Here is an 18,884-nt window from a genome sequence, read left to right on the forward strand (position 1 = left end):
GCTTCTATTCTCTTATACCGACTTTCTGTTAAAAATCCTCTTTAAAAATCCGGTCTTTTCTTTGCCTGATGTGCTCGATGTTCCCGCAGTTGTCTTCGGTGTTTTCGGCGCCTTATGCTCACGCGCTTCTTTTTTCGGTTTTTCGGGCTTCGCCATCACGAAGCGCGCGACACGTGTACGCGCGGATTCCGCGAGCGTCAACACCACATGGCTCATTTTTTTCTGCAGCGGCGTTGCCCGTCCCATGGCGCGCGGAAGCGAACGCTTCAGCATCGGTCCCTGATCAACAGTAATACTAAACACAATAAGGCGATCCATGTCCATGTTCTTTACTTTCGCATTCGCGCTTGCCGAACGCAGAAGCTTCAGGAGCGGATGCGCGGCGCGGCGCGCATGGTACAACAACTGCGCCTCGGCTTCGTTCACGGGAAGTCCGCGGATAACATCGGCAACAAGACGCACCTTACGGGGTGCCATATGCAGATATTGAAGTTTTGCGGTTGCCTGTGTCATAAACGTTGTATCCTATTCGCGTTATTTTTAGAGCCTTATTCGCGATATTCGTGATTACTATACTATTTCTTCGGTACGGCGCTATTTGCGGCTTCGTTTGTTTTTTGCGCCGCGGCTTTTGCCGCTTCCGCCTGCGCGTTTGCCGCTTCAAGCTCGCGCTGCATCTTACCGCCATGTTTCGTGAATTTCCGAGTTTGAGAAAACTCACCCAACCGATGCCCCACCATTTCTTCCTTAATCGTCACGTTGTTGAATATTTTTCCGTTGTGAATGCCGATAACAAAGCCTACCATCTCCGGAGAAATTTCCGATGCACGCGCCCATGTTTTTATCGGCGTCAAATCACCAAGCTTCAACTTGGAAATCTTTTTCAAAAGATGTGGGGCAACGTACGGCCCTTTTTTGCTTGAACGTGACATACAATAATCTTTAAATCTTTAAATTTTAAGCATTCCGATTTAGCGCACCTTTGGCCTCCGCTGGGTAATAAACTGCGTGGACCACTTTTTATGCTTACGGGTTTTTCTGCCGCCGGTGACTTTGCCCCAGCGTGTCTTCGGACGCTTGGTTCCTCTCGGCTGCTTACCTTCACCACCACCATACGGATGGTCCACCGGGTTCATTGCGGATCCTCGCACAGTCGGGCGAATACCCAGCCAACGCGAACGTCCCGCTTTTCCGATATTAACCAAATTCCACTCCGCGTTGGAAAGCTGACCGACGGAAGCATAGCCGTTCCACGGCACACGACGCGTTTCTTTTGATGAAAGACGCAAATCCGTATAGCCATCGCTTTGCCCCATGACTTCCGCGTATGTTCCCGCCGAACGCGCAATTTTCCCTCCGTTCCCCGGGCGCATCTCCACATTATACACAAACATGCCCGTAGGGAAATGCTTCAACATCAGACGGTTGCCGGTCACGAGCGGCGCAGACTCCGCGACAACAATTTCGTCCCCTACCTTCATCCCCTGCGGCGCCAAGATATAACGTCGCTCGCCGTCCCGATAAAGCGCAAGCGCGATAAACGCGGTCCGATACGGATCGTATTCAATCGTTTCAATGCGTGCCGGAATATTCAACTTATCCTGCTTAAAATCCACCATGCGATACGCCTTTTTATTACCGCCACCTTGGTGACGGACGGTAATCCGGCCCTTATGATTGCGGCCCGCGTGGGACTGCAGGTGGCGCGTCAACGGCTTAAAACGGACATCGGTCGTGACCGTGGAATAGTCAACCGTTGTCATTTGCCGCCGTGATGGACTTGTAGGATTATAGGATTTCATCTTTTTCTTCTACTCTTTTTCTTATCTCTTACTTCTTACGTCTCATTTCTCTTATTGCGGCAGTATATCCAATTTCTCGCCTTTTTTCAAGGTCACGATGACTTTCTTCGGGCGCTGTTCCAATCTGCTTCCGCGACCGGAACGTTTCGGCTTCGGCTGCTGGGTGATAGCATTGGTTTTTATGACATGCACACCATAGGTACGCTCAACGGCTTTTTTCACCTCCGATTGCGTCGCGCCTTCGGCAACTAAAAAAACATACTTTCCTTCAGCCGCGGCTGCCGTAGACTTTTCGGAAATCACTGGCCGCCGAAGAACAAACTTATTAAATTGTTTTGTTGCCCTGTTATCCATATTGCGTTATTACGGTTTCGCGGTTCTTTTCGGCAATATCTTCCGTTTTTTCACCGCCTCAACCGAAACTGCTGCTGCCGGAGCCGGTACTGCCTTCTTGTTTTTTGAAACGGCATAGTGTTCAGCCATCGTTCCTGCCGCGTCCTTATCAATCACAATCGCACGATAGCGAAGCAAGTCGTAGACATTCAGCGATGTCGGCGCGATTGTTTTCATATCCGGCACATTAGCTGAAGCGCGAAACACCATTTTATTTCCCATTGCGGGAATAAGCAACGCGTGACGGGATGACAACACGCCACCGAGTGATTTCAGCAACTCCTTCGTCTTCGGCGCTTCCGGCATATGCTCAATAAATTTCACCTCTCCCTTTCTCAACCGCTCGGACACAATCGCCGCAAATGCCGCGCGAAGCATTTTCTTGTTTATTTTTTGCGCATACGTGCGCTCGGAAACCGGTCCATGAGAAGCGCCACCACCTTTCCAAATCGGAGAACGAATAGAACCATGACGCGCGCGTCCGGTATGCTTCTGTTTCCACGGCTTTCTTCCGCCGCCACGCACTTCACCGCGTCCCTTCGCGTGCGCCCAAGGTTTCCGCGCATTCGCCATTTGCGCGACTAGCGCCTGATGCGCCAAGTCCGCGCTCCACTTGCGACCGAAAAACGCGTCCGAGAGTTCGATGTCGGAGGTCGTTGTTCCGTCCAAGTTGTATACAGGCGCTTTCATAGTGTTATTCGCATTATTTCGTTTCAATTCGCATTGTTCGCGATTACTTTGTGATTTCCAAAACGCTGCGTTTATTGTATCCCGGAACCGCTCCGCAGATTTTCATAATACGGGACGCGGCATCAATTTCAACAAGCTCCAAATTCTTTATGGTCTTGCGCACACCGCCCATGCGTCCGGCCATGCGCCGTCCCGGAATAATACGCTGCGGCGACGTGTTGCCAATAGAGCCCGGCGCGCGGAGACGATTTTTCTGACCGTGCGTTTTCGGTCCACCATGAAAACCGTGCCGCTTCACAACCCCCTGAAAACCGTGGCTTTTGGTGATGCCGGAAACACGCACCAAATCCCCCTCGGCAAAGCCGGAGAGGTCCGCTCCCTCCTCAACCTGGATAATGGACACGGGGAAAACCGCGTCATTTTTCCAAACCTGAGTCATATGCAATTTTTTTCCCTTGACCTTCATATTGTTATTCGCGATTACTCCCCATATTTTACAAAAGACATCTGTGCGCGCGAGGTGGCGCCAGATGTCCTTCATATATAGGACGTCCCCTATACCATCTTTATTTCAATATCCACTCCCGCCGGCATATTAAGCGACGAAAGCGACTCAATAATCTGGGCAGTCGGGTTTAGAATGTCAATCAACCGCTTGTGGACGCGAAGCTCAAACTGCTCTCGCGCGTCTTTATGCACGAATGTCGAGCTGTTCACGGTATAGCGATGCATGTCGGTAGGCAACGGAACCGGCCCAACCACCTCGGCATCATACCGCTTCACCGCGTCAACAATCTGCTTGCAGGAGTTATCAATCAATTTATGATCGTACGCCTTGATGCGCAAGCGCAATTTCTCCTTCTCCGTTTTGTCCGTTGCAGAGCTCATAGTGACTATTTGGTGATCTTTGTTACAACGCCTGCGCCCACGGTCTTGCCGCCTTCGCGGATGGCAAACCTCTGCTTTTCCTCAAGCGCCACCGGCGCGATGAGTTTTACCGTCATCTTCACCGTGTCGCCCGGCATCACCATTTCCATACCCGTCGGCAACGTCATTTCGCCCGTCACGTCCGTGGTGCGAATGTAGAACTGCGGCTTGTATCCGCCAAAAAACGGGGTGTGCCGTCCGCCTTCCTCTTTGGAAAGCACGTACACTTCGCAGTCAAAATCCGTATGCGGATTCACACTGCCCGGCTTCGCGATGACCTGTCCGCGCTCCACGTCTTCTTTCTTCAAACCGCGAAGCAAAATACCCACGTTGTCTCCCGCGCGACCTTCGTCGAGCAGTTTATTGAACATTTCAATGCCGGTCACAACGGTTTTCTGCGTCGGCCGAAGACCGATGACGTCAACTTCCTCGTTGACTTTCGCGATACCGCGCTCAATGCGCCCGGTCACGACAGTTCCGCGTCCTTCAATAGAGAAGATGTCTTCGATCGGCATCAAGAACGGCTTCGTGATGTCACGGATCGGATCCGGGATAAATTCATCCAGCGCCTTCACAAGGTCAAAGATCGGTTTGCACGCCGGATCATCGACGGATTTTGCTTCAAGCGCCTTCAATGCTGAACCGCGGATAATCGGAGTCGTGTCACCCGGGAATTCGTATTTCGTCAAAAGCTCGCGGACTTCGGATTCAACGAGGTCGATGAGTTCCGGATCGTCCACCATGTCACACTTGTTCAAAAACACGACAAGCGCCGGCACGCCGACCTGGCGAGCAAGCAAAATGTGTTCTCTCGTCTGCGGCATCGGACCATCCGCCGCCGAAACAACAATGATCGCGCCGTCCATCTGAGCGGCACCCGTAATCATGTTCTTGATGTAGTCCGCGTGTCCTGGAGCATCAATGTGCGCATAGTGGCGCTTTTCGGATTCATATTCCGAGTGATGCAACGCAATGGTAATACCGCGCGCCTTTTCTTCCGGAGCGCTGTCAATCTGGTCCACGTTCTCCTCCTTCTTCGCGAGACCTTTCATAAAAAGGACGTGCGTCAAGGCGGCCGTCAAGGTCGTTTTGCCGTGGTCAACGTGACCGATCGTTCCGACGTTTACGTGCGGCTTTGTACGCTCAAATTTTGCTTTTTCTGCCATATGCGTTTTTTAATTATTATTTTATAAAAATGTGTCGACGAAAACGATTATTAGTAAATGATAAACTATTGAGGGTAAAGATGTCAATACCCCGTGCCAAATGGCGAAGTATTGTTTAATCTTGCGGAGTATTCAGTGGTGACTACGCGTTATCCACACAAACATGTTAAATGCTACTGACCCTTTATGCTTCGCCATTTTGCACAGGGTCAATAGGGGCTCTGGGGATAGGCGCAGAGAGAAGTAAGACGTAAGAAATAAGAGGTAAGAAAAACGCAGACGGTCATTGCGAGTGAAGCGAAGCAATCTTACATTAAGAAATGTTCCCATAAAATGGAAGTGCCGTGAGTCAAATATATAAACGAGAAGGAGCCGTGAACCACGAAGGGTCCACGGCTCCTGCTGCTACTCACGATGCTGTGCCTACTCGGCAAACCAGACACATCGGGCTGCCTCACCCACCTAGATCCATGCTTGCTGCGATGAGATGGGGGCGAGAGTCCGAGCATTGCGGTCTGCGCGAGGCAGTCATGTGAGGTTGGGACGGTTGCCCATGATCCTCAACGATCCAACGTTGAATAAGGAAAGGGCACGTGTCCCGGGTGCTTGCGTTAGGCACGAGGTTCACTCGACAGCGTCACACGGACGCATAGCTACAGAAACGGCTTGTGGTCCCTGTAGTCACGGTGCCGTGGTCAGGCCGAGGCGCCCGTCGAGGTCGAGGTGCTTGGTCGAGCTGGTCGTCGAGAATGTCAATTCATAGCACACCAGACAGACCAGCGCGGGATCCCGAAGTCTCATGATGAGCTCCTTAGTTCGAGTCCTTGTTGGAGCCGCAAGTGACACACACTCGCTTGACCCAGCGAGACAGGGCGGGCGCCTCCGGAGTCCGAAAACATCCGGAAGCGCCCGAGAGGGTACTTTCTCGTGCATTACCCGTTAGGGCGGCGCTCGGGACATGACCCACTCCTTTTCTCCCCCAAACGCATTAGCGGGGGCAATAGCGTCATTTGGAAGGTGCTGTCAATCTCAATCGTTAAACGCCAGTATACACCCTCCCGAGTGTTTTGTCAAGACCCTCTGGGTAGAAGCGGATTAACGCGGATTTTACACGCGCGGAACCACGCGGAAGCTTTTTTCCGCGTTTATCTGCGTTGTCATCCGCGTCTTTCCGCTTCTATATCTCCACATCTCCGCACGCCACATACACCTTCACCTCTTCACTGTTTTTGTGGACATTAATCGCAAGCGGCAACTGCGCCTTTAATGCATCCAGTGAAACATCAAGCACGGAGTCGGATGCGCCGCCCACCAGATACGCAAGCGGATATTTAACCGCTCCCGGATTCGGGCACGCGCCTATGTGAATGTGCGCCGGCTGACTCACGCCACTCGGCGCGCCGGTAAGCTTCAACGCTACGCGAGTTTTCCCTCCAACGTCTGTGAGCGTCGCGGTGCCGAATTCGCCGGACTTGTTTTGCGCGGAAAGCTCCACAACAACCGAATTCGCCTCAACGGCTTCGGAATCCAGCACAAACTCCTCGTCTAATAACACAACATCTGCATCAGACAACATATCCAAATCCTCGGTCAACGAAGCACCGCGTCCGTTAAACATAACAACGAGCACCGCCACCGCAACGATCCCCACAAAAATAAGTAAATAGTTTTTCATATATTTATTATACAACATCAACTACGATAAGAGTGCCGCGCCGCAGGCGCTACCTTATCATCACTCACTCACCAACGTGAGGAGAAGGACGAAAAAGCGTTTTTACTTCTGCGCGAACCATAAGCGCAGCGACGGTAGTAAAATAGGAATTCAAAAGGGTGCCTTGTTCATTTTAGGCAACATATTGCAGCGATGCGTGAAATTCACGAGTAAAGAAATCGCGAAGTCGGAACAATGGCGCTGTGTGAATCCCGAAACCCCCGCAGTGCGGGGGTGAAGGTTGAGTTCGCCTTGTTCCGGTAACTTTCGCGGTTTCTTACGAGTAGAATTTCCGCGAGCGGAAATCGTTGCCGAAAATAAACAAGGCGACCGAGAGACAAATTACACTTCAATAACTTTTTCCCAAGGAAGTCCTTCTTTTCCAAAATGCCCATACGCCGCGGTCTGCAAATAAATCGGCCGGCGCAATTGCAACCGCTCAATAATCGCGTTTGGTCGGAAATCAAACTTTTTCGCCACGAGCTTCGCCAAGCTATGCCCTTTTTCATCCACCGCCTCCACCATCATCGGTTCAGCTCTGCCAATGGCATACGACACCGACACAAGACATTGCTTTGCGTGACCATTCGCCACTAAATTTTTCGCCACAAACCGGCACATATACGCCGCCGAACGGTCCACTTTTGACGGGTCCTTTCCCGAAAACGCTCCGCCGCCATGTTGAATAAGTCCACCGTAGGTGTCTACCATGATTTTCCGTCCCGTGAGTCCAGTATCCGCCTCAAATCCGCCCTGCACAAACCGCCCCGTAGGATTCACGAGAATCTCAACGCCGGTGAGATCGCCAACTGCGGGCGCAATAAGTTCTTTTGTAAGCGTCGCTTTGATTTCCGCATGCTCCACCGATGCCTCATGCTGTGTGCTTACCAGCACCGACACAACGTTTTTTCCTTGCATCGTCACCTGCGCCTTGCCATCCGGTTTGATCCAAGAAACCCTGCCCGCACGGCGCAAATCCTCCAACCCGCGCGTGAGCTTATGCACGAACACTACCCCTTTCGGCAAAAATTCCGGCGTTTCATTCGTCGCGTAACCATACATAATCCCCTGGTCACCCGCGCCGCCCGTATCCACACCCATCGCGATGTCAGGCGACTGCTCCACAACGTTCGTAATCACTTTCAGATTATTCTGATGACCGATGTCTTTATACACGCGCTTCGCAATACCCGCATAGTCCACTTTCGCACGCGTCGATACCTCTCCCCCTACAATCAACATCCCGTGTCCGCCGAACGATTCCATCGCCACACGGCTTTTCGGATCCTGCCGCAAACACTCATCCAACACCGCGTCCGAAACCTGATCGCAAATCTTATCCGGATGCCCCGAGGTTACGCTTTCTACTGTATAAAGTTTTGGATAATACCCCATATATAAACGGAAATCTTTCCCTTTAGGAAAGATGTAATAATGTATCTTTCCCCGCGTTCGACAACGCGCGAGCATGACGCTCAAAGGGCTGGAATTGACACTACGTTTCCGTTTTCGAAATGGATCCCGGGTCTACTGCCTCGGGATTGTTTTTCGATTACAAAAAACAAGTTGTCGCCGGATCTTCGGGCCAGTTCCCGCACACGCGAAACAGTTCGCGCAATTCCCCGGACTCTTGATGATTAAGTTGTAACTTCTACTATAGCTTCCAATATATCAAACTCGAAAATAAACGCAAGAGTTTCGCTATCTAAAACTCCGCCAAGATCACTACCTCCGATTTCTTCACCTCCAAGATGCCGCCTACAACGGGAATAGTTTCTTTTTTCTCTGCGCCGTCAATCACAATATCCCCCGCCATAAGCGGCGTGATGAGCGGGATGTGTCCGGGCAATACCTGCATCCGACCGGAAACCGCCGGCACGGAGACGGACTTCGCCTTTCCCACGAACACTTCTTTGCTTAGTGAGTAGATAGAGAGTTGTATCATGCAATGTCTAAGTTCTAATTCCTAATGTCTGATTATTGTATTCCTTCGACTTCGCTACGCTCCGCTCAGGAAATAAATTTTTATTCGCTGAGTGCGTCGAAGCGATACCGTCATTAGAAATTAGAAATTTGTGATTAGAAATTTTCCCTATACCTCGTCTATTCCCCCTTTCAGATAGAACGCATCCTCCGGTTTCGCATCGTGTTTGCCTTCAATGATTTCGCGGAAGCCGCGGATGGTGTCTTCACGCGGCACATATTTACCGGCGCGGCCGGTGAAGGCCTCAGCAACAGAAAACGGCTGGGAAAGGAACCGCTGCATGCGCCGCGCGCGCGACACAATCAGCTTGTCGGACTCGGAAAGTTCTTCCATGCCGAGAATAGCAATAACATCTTTCAATTCCTTATAGCGCTGCATGAGCTGCAACGCCTGCTTTGCAACTGCGTAGTGCTCCTCACCGACAATGCGCGGATCAAGCGCCGAAGACTTGGAGAACAACGGATCCACAGCCGGATAAATGCCGAGCTGTGAAAGTTCACGCGACAAGACGACCGTAGAGTCCAAGTGACTGAAGGTGGTGGCCGGTGCGGGGTCCGTGATGTCGTCCGCCGGAACGTAAATCGCCTGCACCGACGTGATGGAACCGTTCTTGGTTGAAGTGATGCGCTCTTGAAGCGCGCCCATGTCGGTGCCGAGCGTCGGCTGGTAGCCCACAGCAGAAGGCATGCGTCCCAAGAGGACCGACACCTCCGAGCCCGCCTGCACGAAACGGAAAATGTTGTCAATGAAAAGCAAAATGTCTTTGTGTTTTTCGTCGCGGAAATATTCCGCCATGCGGAGCGCCGCCAATGCCGTGCGGAATCTAGCGCCCGAAACCTCGTTCATCTGACCAAAGACAAGTGCCGTGTTTTTGAGCACACCCGATTCTTTCATTTCGCGATACAGGTCGTTGCCTTCTCTCGTGCGCTCACCAACCCCTGCAAACACCGAATATCCACCATGCTTCACCGCCGTATTATGGATAAGTTCCTGCAGCAACACGGTTTTGCCCACACCCGCACCACCAAACAGACCAACTTTGCCGCCTTTCAAAAACGGGCACAGCAAGTCAATGACTTTAATGCCGGTTTCAAAAAGTTCCGGCTCCACTTTCTGGTCTTTCAATGCCGGCGCGGCTTGGTGGATTGACGCGCGCTTTACGGATTTCGGCAGTTCGCCCAATCCGTCCACAACCTCACCGAACACGTTAAACATACGGCCGAGAATTTCATCTCCTATTGGCACCTCAATAGTGCGGCCGGTGTCGGTCACCTCCATATGCCGCCGCAGGGCATCGGTGGTATCCATCGCGAGGGTACGCACACGATTCCCGCCCAAATGCTGCGCAACCTCCAAAATCAACGTCTTTCCTCCTTCAATCGCAACCGTCAGCGCGTTATTCAGCGGCGGAAGGTTCTCGCTAAATTCCACATCCACAACCGGCCCCGTAATTTGTATAATTTTTCCGTTCATATGTTTTTCTTATTTCCTATATCTTACTTCTTAATTCTTACGTCTTACTTCCCCCCCCTACACCGCCATCGCATCCTTTGCTGATGCCATTTCGACCAACTCCTGCGTAATGCTTTCTTGTCTGGCTTTATTCAGCGCCTGTTGCAATGTTTTCATGATATTCTCCGCGTTTTCCGTCGCGCTCTTCATCGCCACCATACGAGCGGCGTGTTCGGAAGCGTTTGATTCAAAAATAAGGTGCAGGACTTCCACTTTGACGAGTGCCAACACCAGCGTCTCAAAAATTTTCTGATACGACGGCTCAAACTTATAATATTGTTCGGATTTTTCATCGACGCGGACGAGCTCGGCATAACGGCCGGACTTCGGCACAATGCCGCGCACAATTTTCTCCAACTCCGGAAGCGAGAGCGGCAGCACCTCGTGAAATTCCACTTTCTGCACCAGCGCGGAAATAAATGTCGTGGAGCAAAATACAATTTTAGTATACGCACCTGCTTGATATTGCTCCACGAGCCAGTTGAACACCGGCTCCGCGTCGTAGATTGTCGTGATTTCGGAAAAGTTCGTGAAGGCAAAGGGCATCGTCGCGTTACGCTTCGCAAAATACTCTTTTGACTTACGCCCAACAGGAAGCACATGAAGCACTTCGACATCTTTATGCGATTCAATATACCGCGCCGCAGCGCGGAGCACGCCGCTGTTGTAGGCGCCACAAAGTCCGCGATCGGAAGTGACCACCACCAAACAAATTTTCTCCGGGCCCTCATGTGTACCAAAGTACGGGCTCGTGAGTTCTGCGCGCAGCGCGTACTGCAATACATTCCGCAACAGCGCCAATGCATGCTTCGCGTACGGGCGCGCGCGCATCGCGACGCCTTCAGATTTGCGCATCTTCGCCGCCGCGACCATCTGCATGGCGCGCGTAATTTGCTTGATGTTCGCCGTCACCCGGATTTTATTTTTGAGTTGATGCTTTGATGCCATATCTTTCTTTCTTACTTCCTACTTCTTACGTCTTACTTCTTTGCCACAAGCCGCGGCATAAAATCCGCGAGCACCGCCTTAAGCTTCGCCTCGGTTGCATCGTCAAATGCCTTTGTCTCACGGATGCTCTGGAGAATATCAGGATGCCGGTCGCGCAAATGCGCCCGGAGTTTTAACTCCGCCTCGCGCACGGACTCCAGCGGAAGCTCATCCAAAAATCCGCCGATACCCATGTAAAACACGCAGGTTTGTTCCTCAAACGGCATGGCGTCATATTGCGGCTGTTTCAGAAGTTCGGTGAGGTGTTGGCCTCGGTCAATGCGCTTGCGCGTCGCCTCATCAAGGTCTTGCGCAAATTGGGAAAACGCGGCGAGCTCTTCAAATTGCGCAAGCTCCAGTTTCAATTTTGACGCGACTTTCTTGACGGCTTTTGTTTGCGCCGCGGAACCCACGCGCGACACCGAAAGTCCGATGTTCACCGCCGGCCGCTGGCCTTTCGCGAACAAATCGTTCTCAAGATAAATCTGACCGTCGGTGATGGAGATGACATTTGTCGGAATGTACGCAGACACGTCACCCAGCTGCGTTTCAATAATCGGAAGCGCGGTAAGCGATCCCCCGCCCTTTTCCTTCGTCACTTTTGACGCGCGCTCCAACAAACGGGAATGGAGATAAAAAATATCACCCGGGTATGCTTCGCGTCCGGAAGGCCGGCGGAGCAACAGCGCCATCTGCCGCCACGCCCACGCGTGCTTGGACAAGTCGTCGTAAATAATTAAGGCATCCCGTCCCTTATCGCGGAAGTACTCGCCCATGCTGCATCCCGCGAACGGCGCGATGTACCAAAGCGATGCCGGGTCCGCCGCGCCGGCGACAACCACGATAGTGTATTCCATCGCCCCGCGTGATTCAAGCTCCTTCACGATTCCGGCAACTTTGGAATATTTCTGACCGATGGCGACATATACGCAAATAGGCCGGGTTTCCTTCGGTTCGTTAAGCTGGCTCAGAATCGCGTCAATCGCAAGCGCGGTTTTTCCGGTTTGACGGTCACCGATGATCAGTTCGCGCTGGCCACGTCCAATCGGAATTGTACCGTCAATAACTTTAATGCCCGTTGCGAGCGAGACATTCACCGGTTCGCGGTCAATGACCGGAGGCGCCGGCCGTTCAATCGGTAGATACGTCACTTTTGATTCATCAAAACTGCCCTTGCCGTCCAAGGGAATCCCCACCGGGCTTACCACGCGGCCTAAAAGCGCCTCCCCTGTTGGCACCGAAAGCACTTGTCCTGTTTTATGTACGAGATCGCCTTCGTGAATATGGCTGTATTCGCCGAGCACCACCGCGCCCACGCTGTATTCCTCAAGATTCAAGACCAGCGCCGGCGTCGCGGTTTTTTTAGAACCTTCCGGCCACGGCTCAATCAACACTTTTTCCGACATCATTGCCCCGCGCAACCCTTCAATCTGCACAATGCCGTCGGCAACGGAAACCACGCGCCCGACCTCTTCACTCTTGGCGCCAAGTTCGGTTCCCTCAAGTTCCGCTTTTAAAATTTGTACAATATTATCTTCCTTCATATAGAATCACGGAATGGTTCGACTTCGCTCACCGAATAATATTTCCTGAGCTTGTCGAAGGATTTCCTATTAATCTCGTAACCGTTGTAATTTATTTGTTATTGTTCCGTCGACCAAGACGTCGCTACCAAGACGGAGTGCAACTCCGCCGATAACGCGCGGATCAATACGTTCCGCAAATACATACCCCCTTGCTTTGAGGCGCGTTTCAAGCTTTTTCCTTGCAGAACCGCCAAGCGGCCGAGCCGTGACAACTTCCGCCACTGTCCCGTCTTTTGCCGCCCACAACCGTTCAAACTCCTTCACCACCTTACCAGCAATCTTTAAATCATTTGAACGCTTCAAGAGCTTCTTGAAGTTTGCAATGCGCGCCGCAACTATCGCGGGTTTTGCATCCCGCAATGCTTCCACGAGCAGTCGCGCATATACTGTTTGTTTGTGCTGGATGAGAGACATATAAGCAATAAAGCATTAAATCAATAAAGCAAGAAGTTACAAGTTAGTTTTACGTTTTTTTACTTTGCTTCCATGCTTTCTTGCTTTTATGCTTACATGAGTGTTTTCATGACTTCTTCCACCGCGCGCTCGTCGTCTTCGGCGGTTACTTTGCGCAAAAGGATTTTCTCCGCCACCATAATAGCCGCCGCGCGAATGTCAGCTTTCGCGCCATGCAACGCGTCGCGCGCCATCGTATCCGATTGCGCTTTGGCTTTTTGAAGCATGTCCTCGGCAACCGCCTTCGCGCGTCCTTCCACTTCGCGCAATCGCGCCTCTGCCTGCACCTTCGTCGCTCCCATCAACTGCTCCGCCTCCGCGTCAGCACGCGACAAAATTTCTTTGCGCGTGATATCAGCGCGGGCGATTTCTTTCTGCGCCTCCTCATGCATCGCCAAACCTTTTTCAATAGTGGATTTACGATCCTCAATCATGCGCACAATCTTCGGGAAGACAAAGCGCTTGAGGATCCAAAACACCACCAAAAAATTAAATGCTTGGGCAAAGAGTAACTTTCCGTTAATGCCGAGTTTGGTGAACAACTCCATAGTTATCCGCGACAATCCGTGTCGCTATCCGCGTCCTTCCGCTTCTACGCTTACGCAAAAAGAATAATGAGCGCCACAACCAACGCGTAAATGGCGATAGCTTCAATGAAAGCGGTCGCCAAAATCATCGCCGGCTGGATTTTTGAGGCCGCCTCCGGATTCCGTCCGATGGCTTCCATCGCTTTCGTCGCGAGCTTACCGATAGCAGTCGCCGACGCGAGCGCGCCGACACCGATGGCAATCGCCGCGGCGATAAATTTTACCATTTCTGCATCCATAATGTGAGATTTGTTTAATGGTTAATGAATAATAGTGTTCGACCTGATTGTATTCCTTCGACAGGCTCAGGAAATAACATCACTTACTCCCTGAGCTTGTCGAAGGGCTACATATATTTAATGCGCGGGAACCGCGTGTGTTTCATGCGATTCGTGCGTCTCCGTAGCAAACTTGATGAATATGAGCGTAAGCATAGCAAAGACCAGCGCTTGAATAAAGCCCACGAAGATTTCCAGCAGCAAAAACGGCGTCGGCGCCACAATCGGCGCAAGATTCATAATGATGAGCAAGAGTACCTCGCCCGCGAACACATTACCGAACAACCGGAAGGAAAACGACATCACCTTCGCGAACTCCCCAACTAATTCAAGCAAGCCGACAAAAAAATGTATCGGCCCTTCGCGGAAATTAAAAAACTTGCTCCAATGCCCCCACGCGCCCAATTTTTTCATTCCGTAGATCTGAATAGCGACAACGGAGACGAGAGCTAAGGCAAGCGTCGTGTTCAAATCGCTGTTTGCCGACCTGAAAAATGGAACGAATTCTTTTACGCCTTCATGCACTTCATAAAAACCAATAGACCCGATGCCGGGCAAAATGCCAAGCCAGTTATTAAAAAGAATAAAGAAAAAAATCGTGGCAATAAAGGGAAGATACTGTTTCGCGGCGGCTCTCGTCCCCAGCGTCTCCTCCATAAAATCAAGAATGCCGCCAATCAGGATTTCCGTGATATTTTGTCCGCTCCGCGGAACCATCTTGAGCGACCGCGCGATAAGCAAGGCTGTCAGCCCCACAATCGCCGAAACCACAAGACCCAACACCAAACTATTGGCGAGCGGGAATTCGCCGATATGCGCAAGTATTTCCGGTTTTAAACTTACGTGCAATTCCATAATAATGCTCTCAAGTATAAAAAAAGTTGCTTAAAAATGCAATACCACCGAATTGTATTTTTCCTCAAATTGTGCCATTATTCTCCGCAGTGGTTAGTTCAACGATTTTGGAGGTTAGGCCCATGTTGGCTCTCGTCACGCTCTCAACCTGGCAGACCATTGCGATTGGCGCGCTTGTCGCGCTACTCCTCGTACTCTGGCTCAGCGCGCGCCGGTGGTCGGTGGAGCGCCTCGTCATGGTGCGCGCTCACTATAAGGATGGCGCCGAGAAGGACTTCATCACGTATCCGTGGCGCCTCAAGGAGCTCTACAAGGCGATCAAGGGAAACCCGCGGACGCTTCACTGCGACGACTACTTCCCCCGCGATCTTCCCATCAACTCCAGCGTCACGTGTGTAAGCCTCCACCCATTCGGGTACCATAGTCACCCGTGGCACAACAACGACTCGCTTCAGAGTCACTTTCAGTGGGAGAGGACACTTTGGAGCAGCGCACACGCCCTACTCACGAGCGTGCTGAGCGACTTTGGGCTGGAGGACAATCAACCGATGCTACCCGAAATACTCAACCTCCTCTCGCACCAGCGTTTGGACGCGCTGAGGTTAAAAGCGGCGAGGGACAATCCCTCAGCCGCATATTGCCTCAACAACGGCGAGGTCGCCTATCTCCAGCGTCTGCGCGACTGCCTGGATGTGACGATGGAGAAAAGGTGGGCGAGGGACACCCGTTATGTGCGGCTTAACGGCGGTCTGCCCGACACGGATGCGTGCGTGATGACACTGCTGGATACTGACGAAGGCGCGAAGTGTGTCATCGCCTACATCAACCGCGGCTGGCAACCCGAACCGACACCTCCCATGCCGCCCGAGCCATGCATACAGACAAGGACTGGCGGACACTGCTAGGCACCATCTCCTCACATCTCAAACCCCCGCCGCTCGTACCAACGAGATGCGGGGGTCCTTCATTTTTATATTAGACCCACTTCGCTCAAAGCATACCTGCCCACCCATCAACTCCCCGATTCCCGCTTCCTCATCTTCAGTACAGTCAAAACCCCGCCGATAAACAGCAACAATGATGTCGTGGCGGAAATCATACAATACGCGCAAATTTCATGAAGGATGAAAAACTGCAGATACACAAACCACGCGGAGGCAAAGAGTCCCGTGACAGAAAGTGCCGCCGCCGCTAACATAAAACGGGAATTTTTTGTATAAAGCGCCGCGCTTGCAAATATGACGATAGCGAGATAATACGCAACGCCGAAAAATGCGACCGGTACTCCGGCGAACACCGAGTACGCGCTTGCAAGTACATTATCGCAACCCGTACCGATAAGGCAGGTACCCGGCATGAGAGAAAAATGCCGAATCGAAAGATACGTCGCGTCCGTGAGGCCGATGAGCCCCAGTACTAAAAACGCCGCCGCAAACCATCGCGGCACAATAGAAACGGGTGATTGAGTTATTGTTTCATTCGGCTCCATGTGCCGACAATATAACACATACACAAGACGCTTGCAAACATAGCCACCGAACGTACTACGGTACCGTATACGGCGCCGTTGTCGCGACCGATGAAACATATCCGAATTCATCAACCGCGCGCACGCCAAAAACATACGTGTTGGATGAAGTCGCGAAGGAATACGTATATTTGAAATCGGGGCTGTTGGCGCCGGCAACGCCCTGCGTGAACCGCACCCATTCGTTATCCGGAAAACGTTCTACAGCGGTGGAAGTCGCGCGATTGACTTCATAACCGATTTCGCGATTCATGCCGTCGGAGTCGGTTGAAGAAGGATCCCATCCGATGACGGCCTTGGAAAGCCCCGCGTCATACCGTTCCACGAGCGCCGATGCCGGCGGCGTGGGGGGCGCCGTGACCGGCGCTACGTCGCTGAAATAGTACTTGGTCTTATCCGCCGCGGCGAAACGAAACCACTGATTGCCGCCGCCAGAGCCGGCAAAATCATAGATCGAAACCATAACGTAGTCAGCGGAAGTAAACGGACGAGGCGGTACCTCGTGGCGAATCATAAACTTCCCGATCTCAATATCGCTCCACCGCATAGCGGAATTATCAATGCCACCGCTTGAACCGACGCGCGTCGCGTCATCTGGAAGAATAAGCGAATACCGCGTCATCCAGCCGGAATAGTTGCGATACCGCACGGACAAAAGATCGGCCTGGTCATTCGGCGTCCATGCGGCAGCGGTATCCAGCGATGCCTGCCGCACGGGATCAGCATTGAGCGAAAAAACAAGAATCTGCCAAGTAGACATTCCGGTGCGTTGCGTGAGGAGCGGGTAAGAATCAAACGTCAAAAATATTCTGGCGTCCGTCGCTCCCGTGTTGGGATTTGTAAAAAACTTAAGCGTGGTGATCGGGCTTGTGGCCGTCGTTGTTGCGCGCGATGCCTCGCCCGTAAGTCCCCCGGCATCGGTTGCGGCGACGCGATAGGCATAATCGCGGCCGATGTCCGTGACACGATAGACGTATGACGTCGTCGCGGTTCCCGAAAAAACCGATGTTGTAGTCGCGGCATCACTAACGTCTTCTATAATATACCGCACCGATGATGTTGCCCCGCGCGCATCCGTTGCCCCATCCCAAGACAAAGCCACGCGCTGCGTGGCTTTGTCATAATTCACATTAAAGTTCGTGATGCTTAAACTCGTTCGCGGCTCGGGTAAACTTGCCCCGTTTTGCGGCTCAGGCGATGCGCGGGATTCCATATCCGCGTCCGCGTTGGTATCGCAGCCGTTCCCCAGATACGCTCCCGCGCCGGAGGCCGAAGCGCAGATGCCTCCATCCACGGCCTTGCGCTCAACACTTTGGCCTTTTACAATTTCCGCCCAATGCACTTCATCAACATTTTCGTCACTCACGTTATACAACACCACGGAATTATTTTCGTACGCGATCGTGTTGGACCGCGCCCAGCTTGCATCGACCGCAACCGATCCGGTATATCCCCCGTCGTTTCCGAGCAAGAAAAAACTCTTTGCCCCGATACGCTTTCCGGAGAGTCGAGACGCGGCAACGAGCGCGCTTTCGTTTCCGGTTGAACTCTTTTTCTTAAGCGACCAGCCGGTCAAATCCACTTCCGTGTCCGTCGGATTATACAGCTCAATAAATTCATTGTCGGAGCCGCCGTCCGTGCCCGCGTGAATCTCGGAGATGACAACGTGCGTGGCGCCCGATGACGCCGCAACTGCCGGCGCCGGTTCGGGAATCGGCGGAGCACTACCAAGTCCCGCGCGACTCAAATTAATCTGCGCGGCCTGACGAGTGCTGTTTTCCATCCTTGGCGTGCCTAAGATTCCGGAGGGACCCGTGCCGCTTGAGGTATACCAAAAGAAATCAATTGCCCGTTCCATCGTGCGCTTGGTACCGACTTCCCCCGCCGGCCACGGATCGCCAGGAACTTCATCTTGCAAGAGACAATTCGCGTCAAACATCCGCACACCGTCATTTGTATTGCCCAACGCGCCTACATATATATAGTCAGCGGGAATGGTCGAAACCGTATCGTCGTCCGTGCGTTCAAGAAGAAATAATCCGCCGGCAGGAATCATCGTTTGCTCGGGAAACGTGATGTGAATTTGATCCCCCGCGTCAACCAGTTGCCAACCGGACACATTCAACTCGCCTCCGGAAATATTTTTGAGCTCCATCCACTCATCATTTGCGTCCGCGGCGCTTCCCATCCACGCGATTTCGTTCAACATAAGTTTTGCGCGCGATGGCGCGGCAGTTGTTGCATATACGCATGGTGTCGGGACACTCACGGCATTCGTGGACACATTGTTCTCCCCGCCAACGGCATTCGCAAACCGCGCCGGCTTCGGCGGAGCAAGATTGGGACGATACTCCGGCGCAGGCGGCGTTGGGATTTTGGCCTGGGCAAGTTGTTTGGGCGCGGCGGAGGATTTTGATTCCGT

Annotated in this window: 21 protein-coding genes; 1 reads left to right on the forward strand and 20 read right to left on the reverse strand. The window is 52.3% G+C overall.

Features of this window, described 5'->3' with window-relative positions:
- Positions 1 to 12 precede the first annotated feature (12 nt).
- The 18 genes from rplV to atpB form a co-directional block, all read right to left on the reverse strand.
- Positions 13 to 513, reverse strand: coding sequence for a 50S ribosomal protein L22 (rplV, locus tag Q7R85_00660; GenBank protein MDO8584618.1), 501 nt, complete (start codon positions 511 to 513; stop codon positions 13 to 15).
- A 62-nt stretch (positions 514 to 575) separates the two neighbouring features.
- On the reverse strand, positions 576 to 932 hold the full coding sequence (gene rpsS, locus Q7R85_00665; protein ID MDO8584619.1) for a 30S ribosomal protein S19: 357 nt from the start codon (positions 930 to 932) through the stop codon (positions 576 to 578).
- Between the two features lie 39 nt (positions 933 to 971).
- Positions 972 to 1,802, reverse strand: a complete 831-nt coding sequence (rplB, locus tag Q7R85_00670) for a 50S ribosomal protein L2 (protein ID MDO8584620.1) — start codon at positions 1,800 to 1,802, stop codon at positions 972 to 974.
- 51 nt (positions 1,803 to 1,853) lie between these two features.
- A complete protein-coding gene (gene rplW / locus Q7R85_00675) occupies positions 1,854 to 2,156 on the reverse strand; it encodes a 50S ribosomal protein L23 (protein MDO8584621.1) in 303 nt (100 codons plus the stop codon).
- A gap of 9 nt (positions 2,157 to 2,165) precedes the next feature.
- Positions 2,166 to 2,885, reverse strand: a complete 720-nt coding sequence (gene rplD, locus Q7R85_00680) for a 50S ribosomal protein L4 (GenBank protein MDO8584622.1) — start codon at positions 2,883 to 2,885, stop codon at positions 2,166 to 2,168.
- Positions 2,886 to 2,928: 43 nt separating this feature from the next.
- Complete coding sequence (gene rplC, locus Q7R85_00685; protein ID MDO8584623.1) at positions 2,929 to 3,426, reverse strand: 50S ribosomal protein L3; 498 nt, start codon at positions 3,424 to 3,426, stop codon at positions 2,929 to 2,931.
- Between the two features lie 14 nt (positions 3,427 to 3,440).
- The gene (rpsJ, locus tag Q7R85_00690; protein MDO8584624.1) at positions 3,441 to 3,773 is read right to left on the reverse strand and encodes a 30S ribosomal protein S10; all 333 of its coding nucleotides are present in this window, start codon (positions 3,771 to 3,773) and stop codon (positions 3,441 to 3,443) included.
- Between the two features lie 5 nt (positions 3,774 to 3,778).
- Positions 3,779 to 4,978: an elongation factor Tu gene (gene tuf, locus Q7R85_00695; protein MDO8584625.1), complete on the reverse strand. Its 1,200-nt coding sequence runs from the start codon at positions 4,976 to 4,978 to the stop codon at positions 3,779 to 3,781.
- Between the two features lie 1,177 nt (positions 4,979 to 6,155).
- Entirely contained in the window at positions 6,156 to 6,653 is a 498-nt protein-coding gene (locus Q7R85_00700; GenBank protein MDO8584626.1) for a hypothetical protein, read from the reverse strand.
- A gap of 381 nt (positions 6,654 to 7,034) precedes the next feature.
- Positions 7,035 to 8,087: a methionine adenosyltransferase gene (metK, locus tag Q7R85_00705; protein MDO8584627.1), complete on the reverse strand. Its 1,053-nt coding sequence runs from the start codon at positions 8,085 to 8,087 to the stop codon at positions 7,035 to 7,037.
- A 310-nt stretch (positions 8,088 to 8,397) separates the two neighbouring features.
- Positions 8,398 to 8,637, reverse strand: coding sequence for a hypothetical protein (locus tag Q7R85_00710; protein ID MDO8584628.1), 240 nt, complete (start codon positions 8,635 to 8,637; stop codon positions 8,398 to 8,400).
- A 147-nt stretch (positions 8,638 to 8,784) separates the two neighbouring features.
- Positions 8,785 to 10,149, reverse strand: a complete 1,365-nt coding sequence (gene atpD / locus Q7R85_00715; GenBank protein MDO8584629.1) for a F0F1 ATP synthase subunit beta — start codon at positions 10,147 to 10,149, stop codon at positions 8,785 to 8,787.
- Between the two features lie 57 nt (positions 10,150 to 10,206).
- Entirely contained in the window at positions 10,207 to 11,136 is a 930-nt protein-coding gene (atpG, locus tag Q7R85_00720) for an ATP synthase F1 subunit gamma (protein MDO8584630.1), read from the reverse strand.
- A 32-nt stretch (positions 11,137 to 11,168) separates the two neighbouring features.
- On the reverse strand, positions 11,169 to 12,719 hold the full coding sequence (atpA, locus tag Q7R85_00725; protein ID MDO8584631.1) for a F0F1 ATP synthase subunit alpha: 1,551 nt from the start codon (positions 12,717 to 12,719) through the stop codon (positions 11,169 to 11,171).
- Between the two features lie 69 nt (positions 12,720 to 12,788).
- Positions 12,789 to 13,175 carry a F0F1 ATP synthase subunit delta gene (locus Q7R85_00730; GenBank protein MDO8584632.1) on the reverse strand — a complete coding sequence of 129 codons (387 nt, stop codon included), beginning with the start codon at positions 13,173 to 13,175 and terminating at the stop codon, positions 12,789 to 12,791.
- A gap of 92 nt (positions 13,176 to 13,267) precedes the next feature.
- The gene (atpF, locus tag Q7R85_00735) at positions 13,268 to 13,762 is read right to left on the reverse strand and encodes a F0F1 ATP synthase subunit B (protein ID MDO8584633.1); all 495 of its coding nucleotides are present in this window, start codon (positions 13,760 to 13,762) and stop codon (positions 13,268 to 13,270) included.
- A gap of 50 nt (positions 13,763 to 13,812) precedes the next feature.
- Positions 13,813 to 14,040: an ATP synthase F0 subunit C gene (atpE, locus tag Q7R85_00740; protein ID MDO8584634.1), complete on the reverse strand. Its 228-nt coding sequence runs from the start codon at positions 14,038 to 14,040 to the stop codon at positions 13,813 to 13,815.
- A 117-nt stretch (positions 14,041 to 14,157) separates the two neighbouring features.
- Positions 14,158 to 14,934: a F0F1 ATP synthase subunit A gene (atpB, locus tag Q7R85_00745; GenBank protein MDO8584635.1), complete on the reverse strand. Its 777-nt coding sequence runs from the start codon at positions 14,932 to 14,934 to the stop codon at positions 14,158 to 14,160.
- Between the two features lie 122 nt (positions 14,935 to 15,056).
- Between atpB and Q7R85_00750 the strand changes: the two genes are divergently transcribed.
- Positions 15,057 to 15,839, forward strand: coding sequence for a hypothetical protein (locus Q7R85_00750; protein MDO8584636.1), 783 nt, complete (start codon positions 15,057 to 15,059; stop codon positions 15,837 to 15,839).
- Between the two features lie 107 nt (positions 15,840 to 15,946).
- Here the strand turns inward: Q7R85_00750 and Q7R85_00755 are convergent, their stop codons facing one another.
- A complete protein-coding gene (locus Q7R85_00755) occupies positions 15,947 to 16,423 on the reverse strand; it encodes a vitamin K epoxide reductase family protein (GenBank protein MDO8584637.1) in 477 nt (158 codons plus the stop codon).
- Between the two features lie 55 nt (positions 16,424 to 16,478).
- The coding region (locus Q7R85_00760; protein ID MDO8584638.1) for a lamin tail domain-containing protein at positions 16,479 to 18,884 on the reverse strand (2,406 nt) is incomplete at its 5' end.

The organism is bacterium, assembly GCA_030649055.1.
GTDB lineage: Bacteria > Patescibacteriota > Minisyncoccia > UBA6257 > JAUSGH01 > JAUSGH01.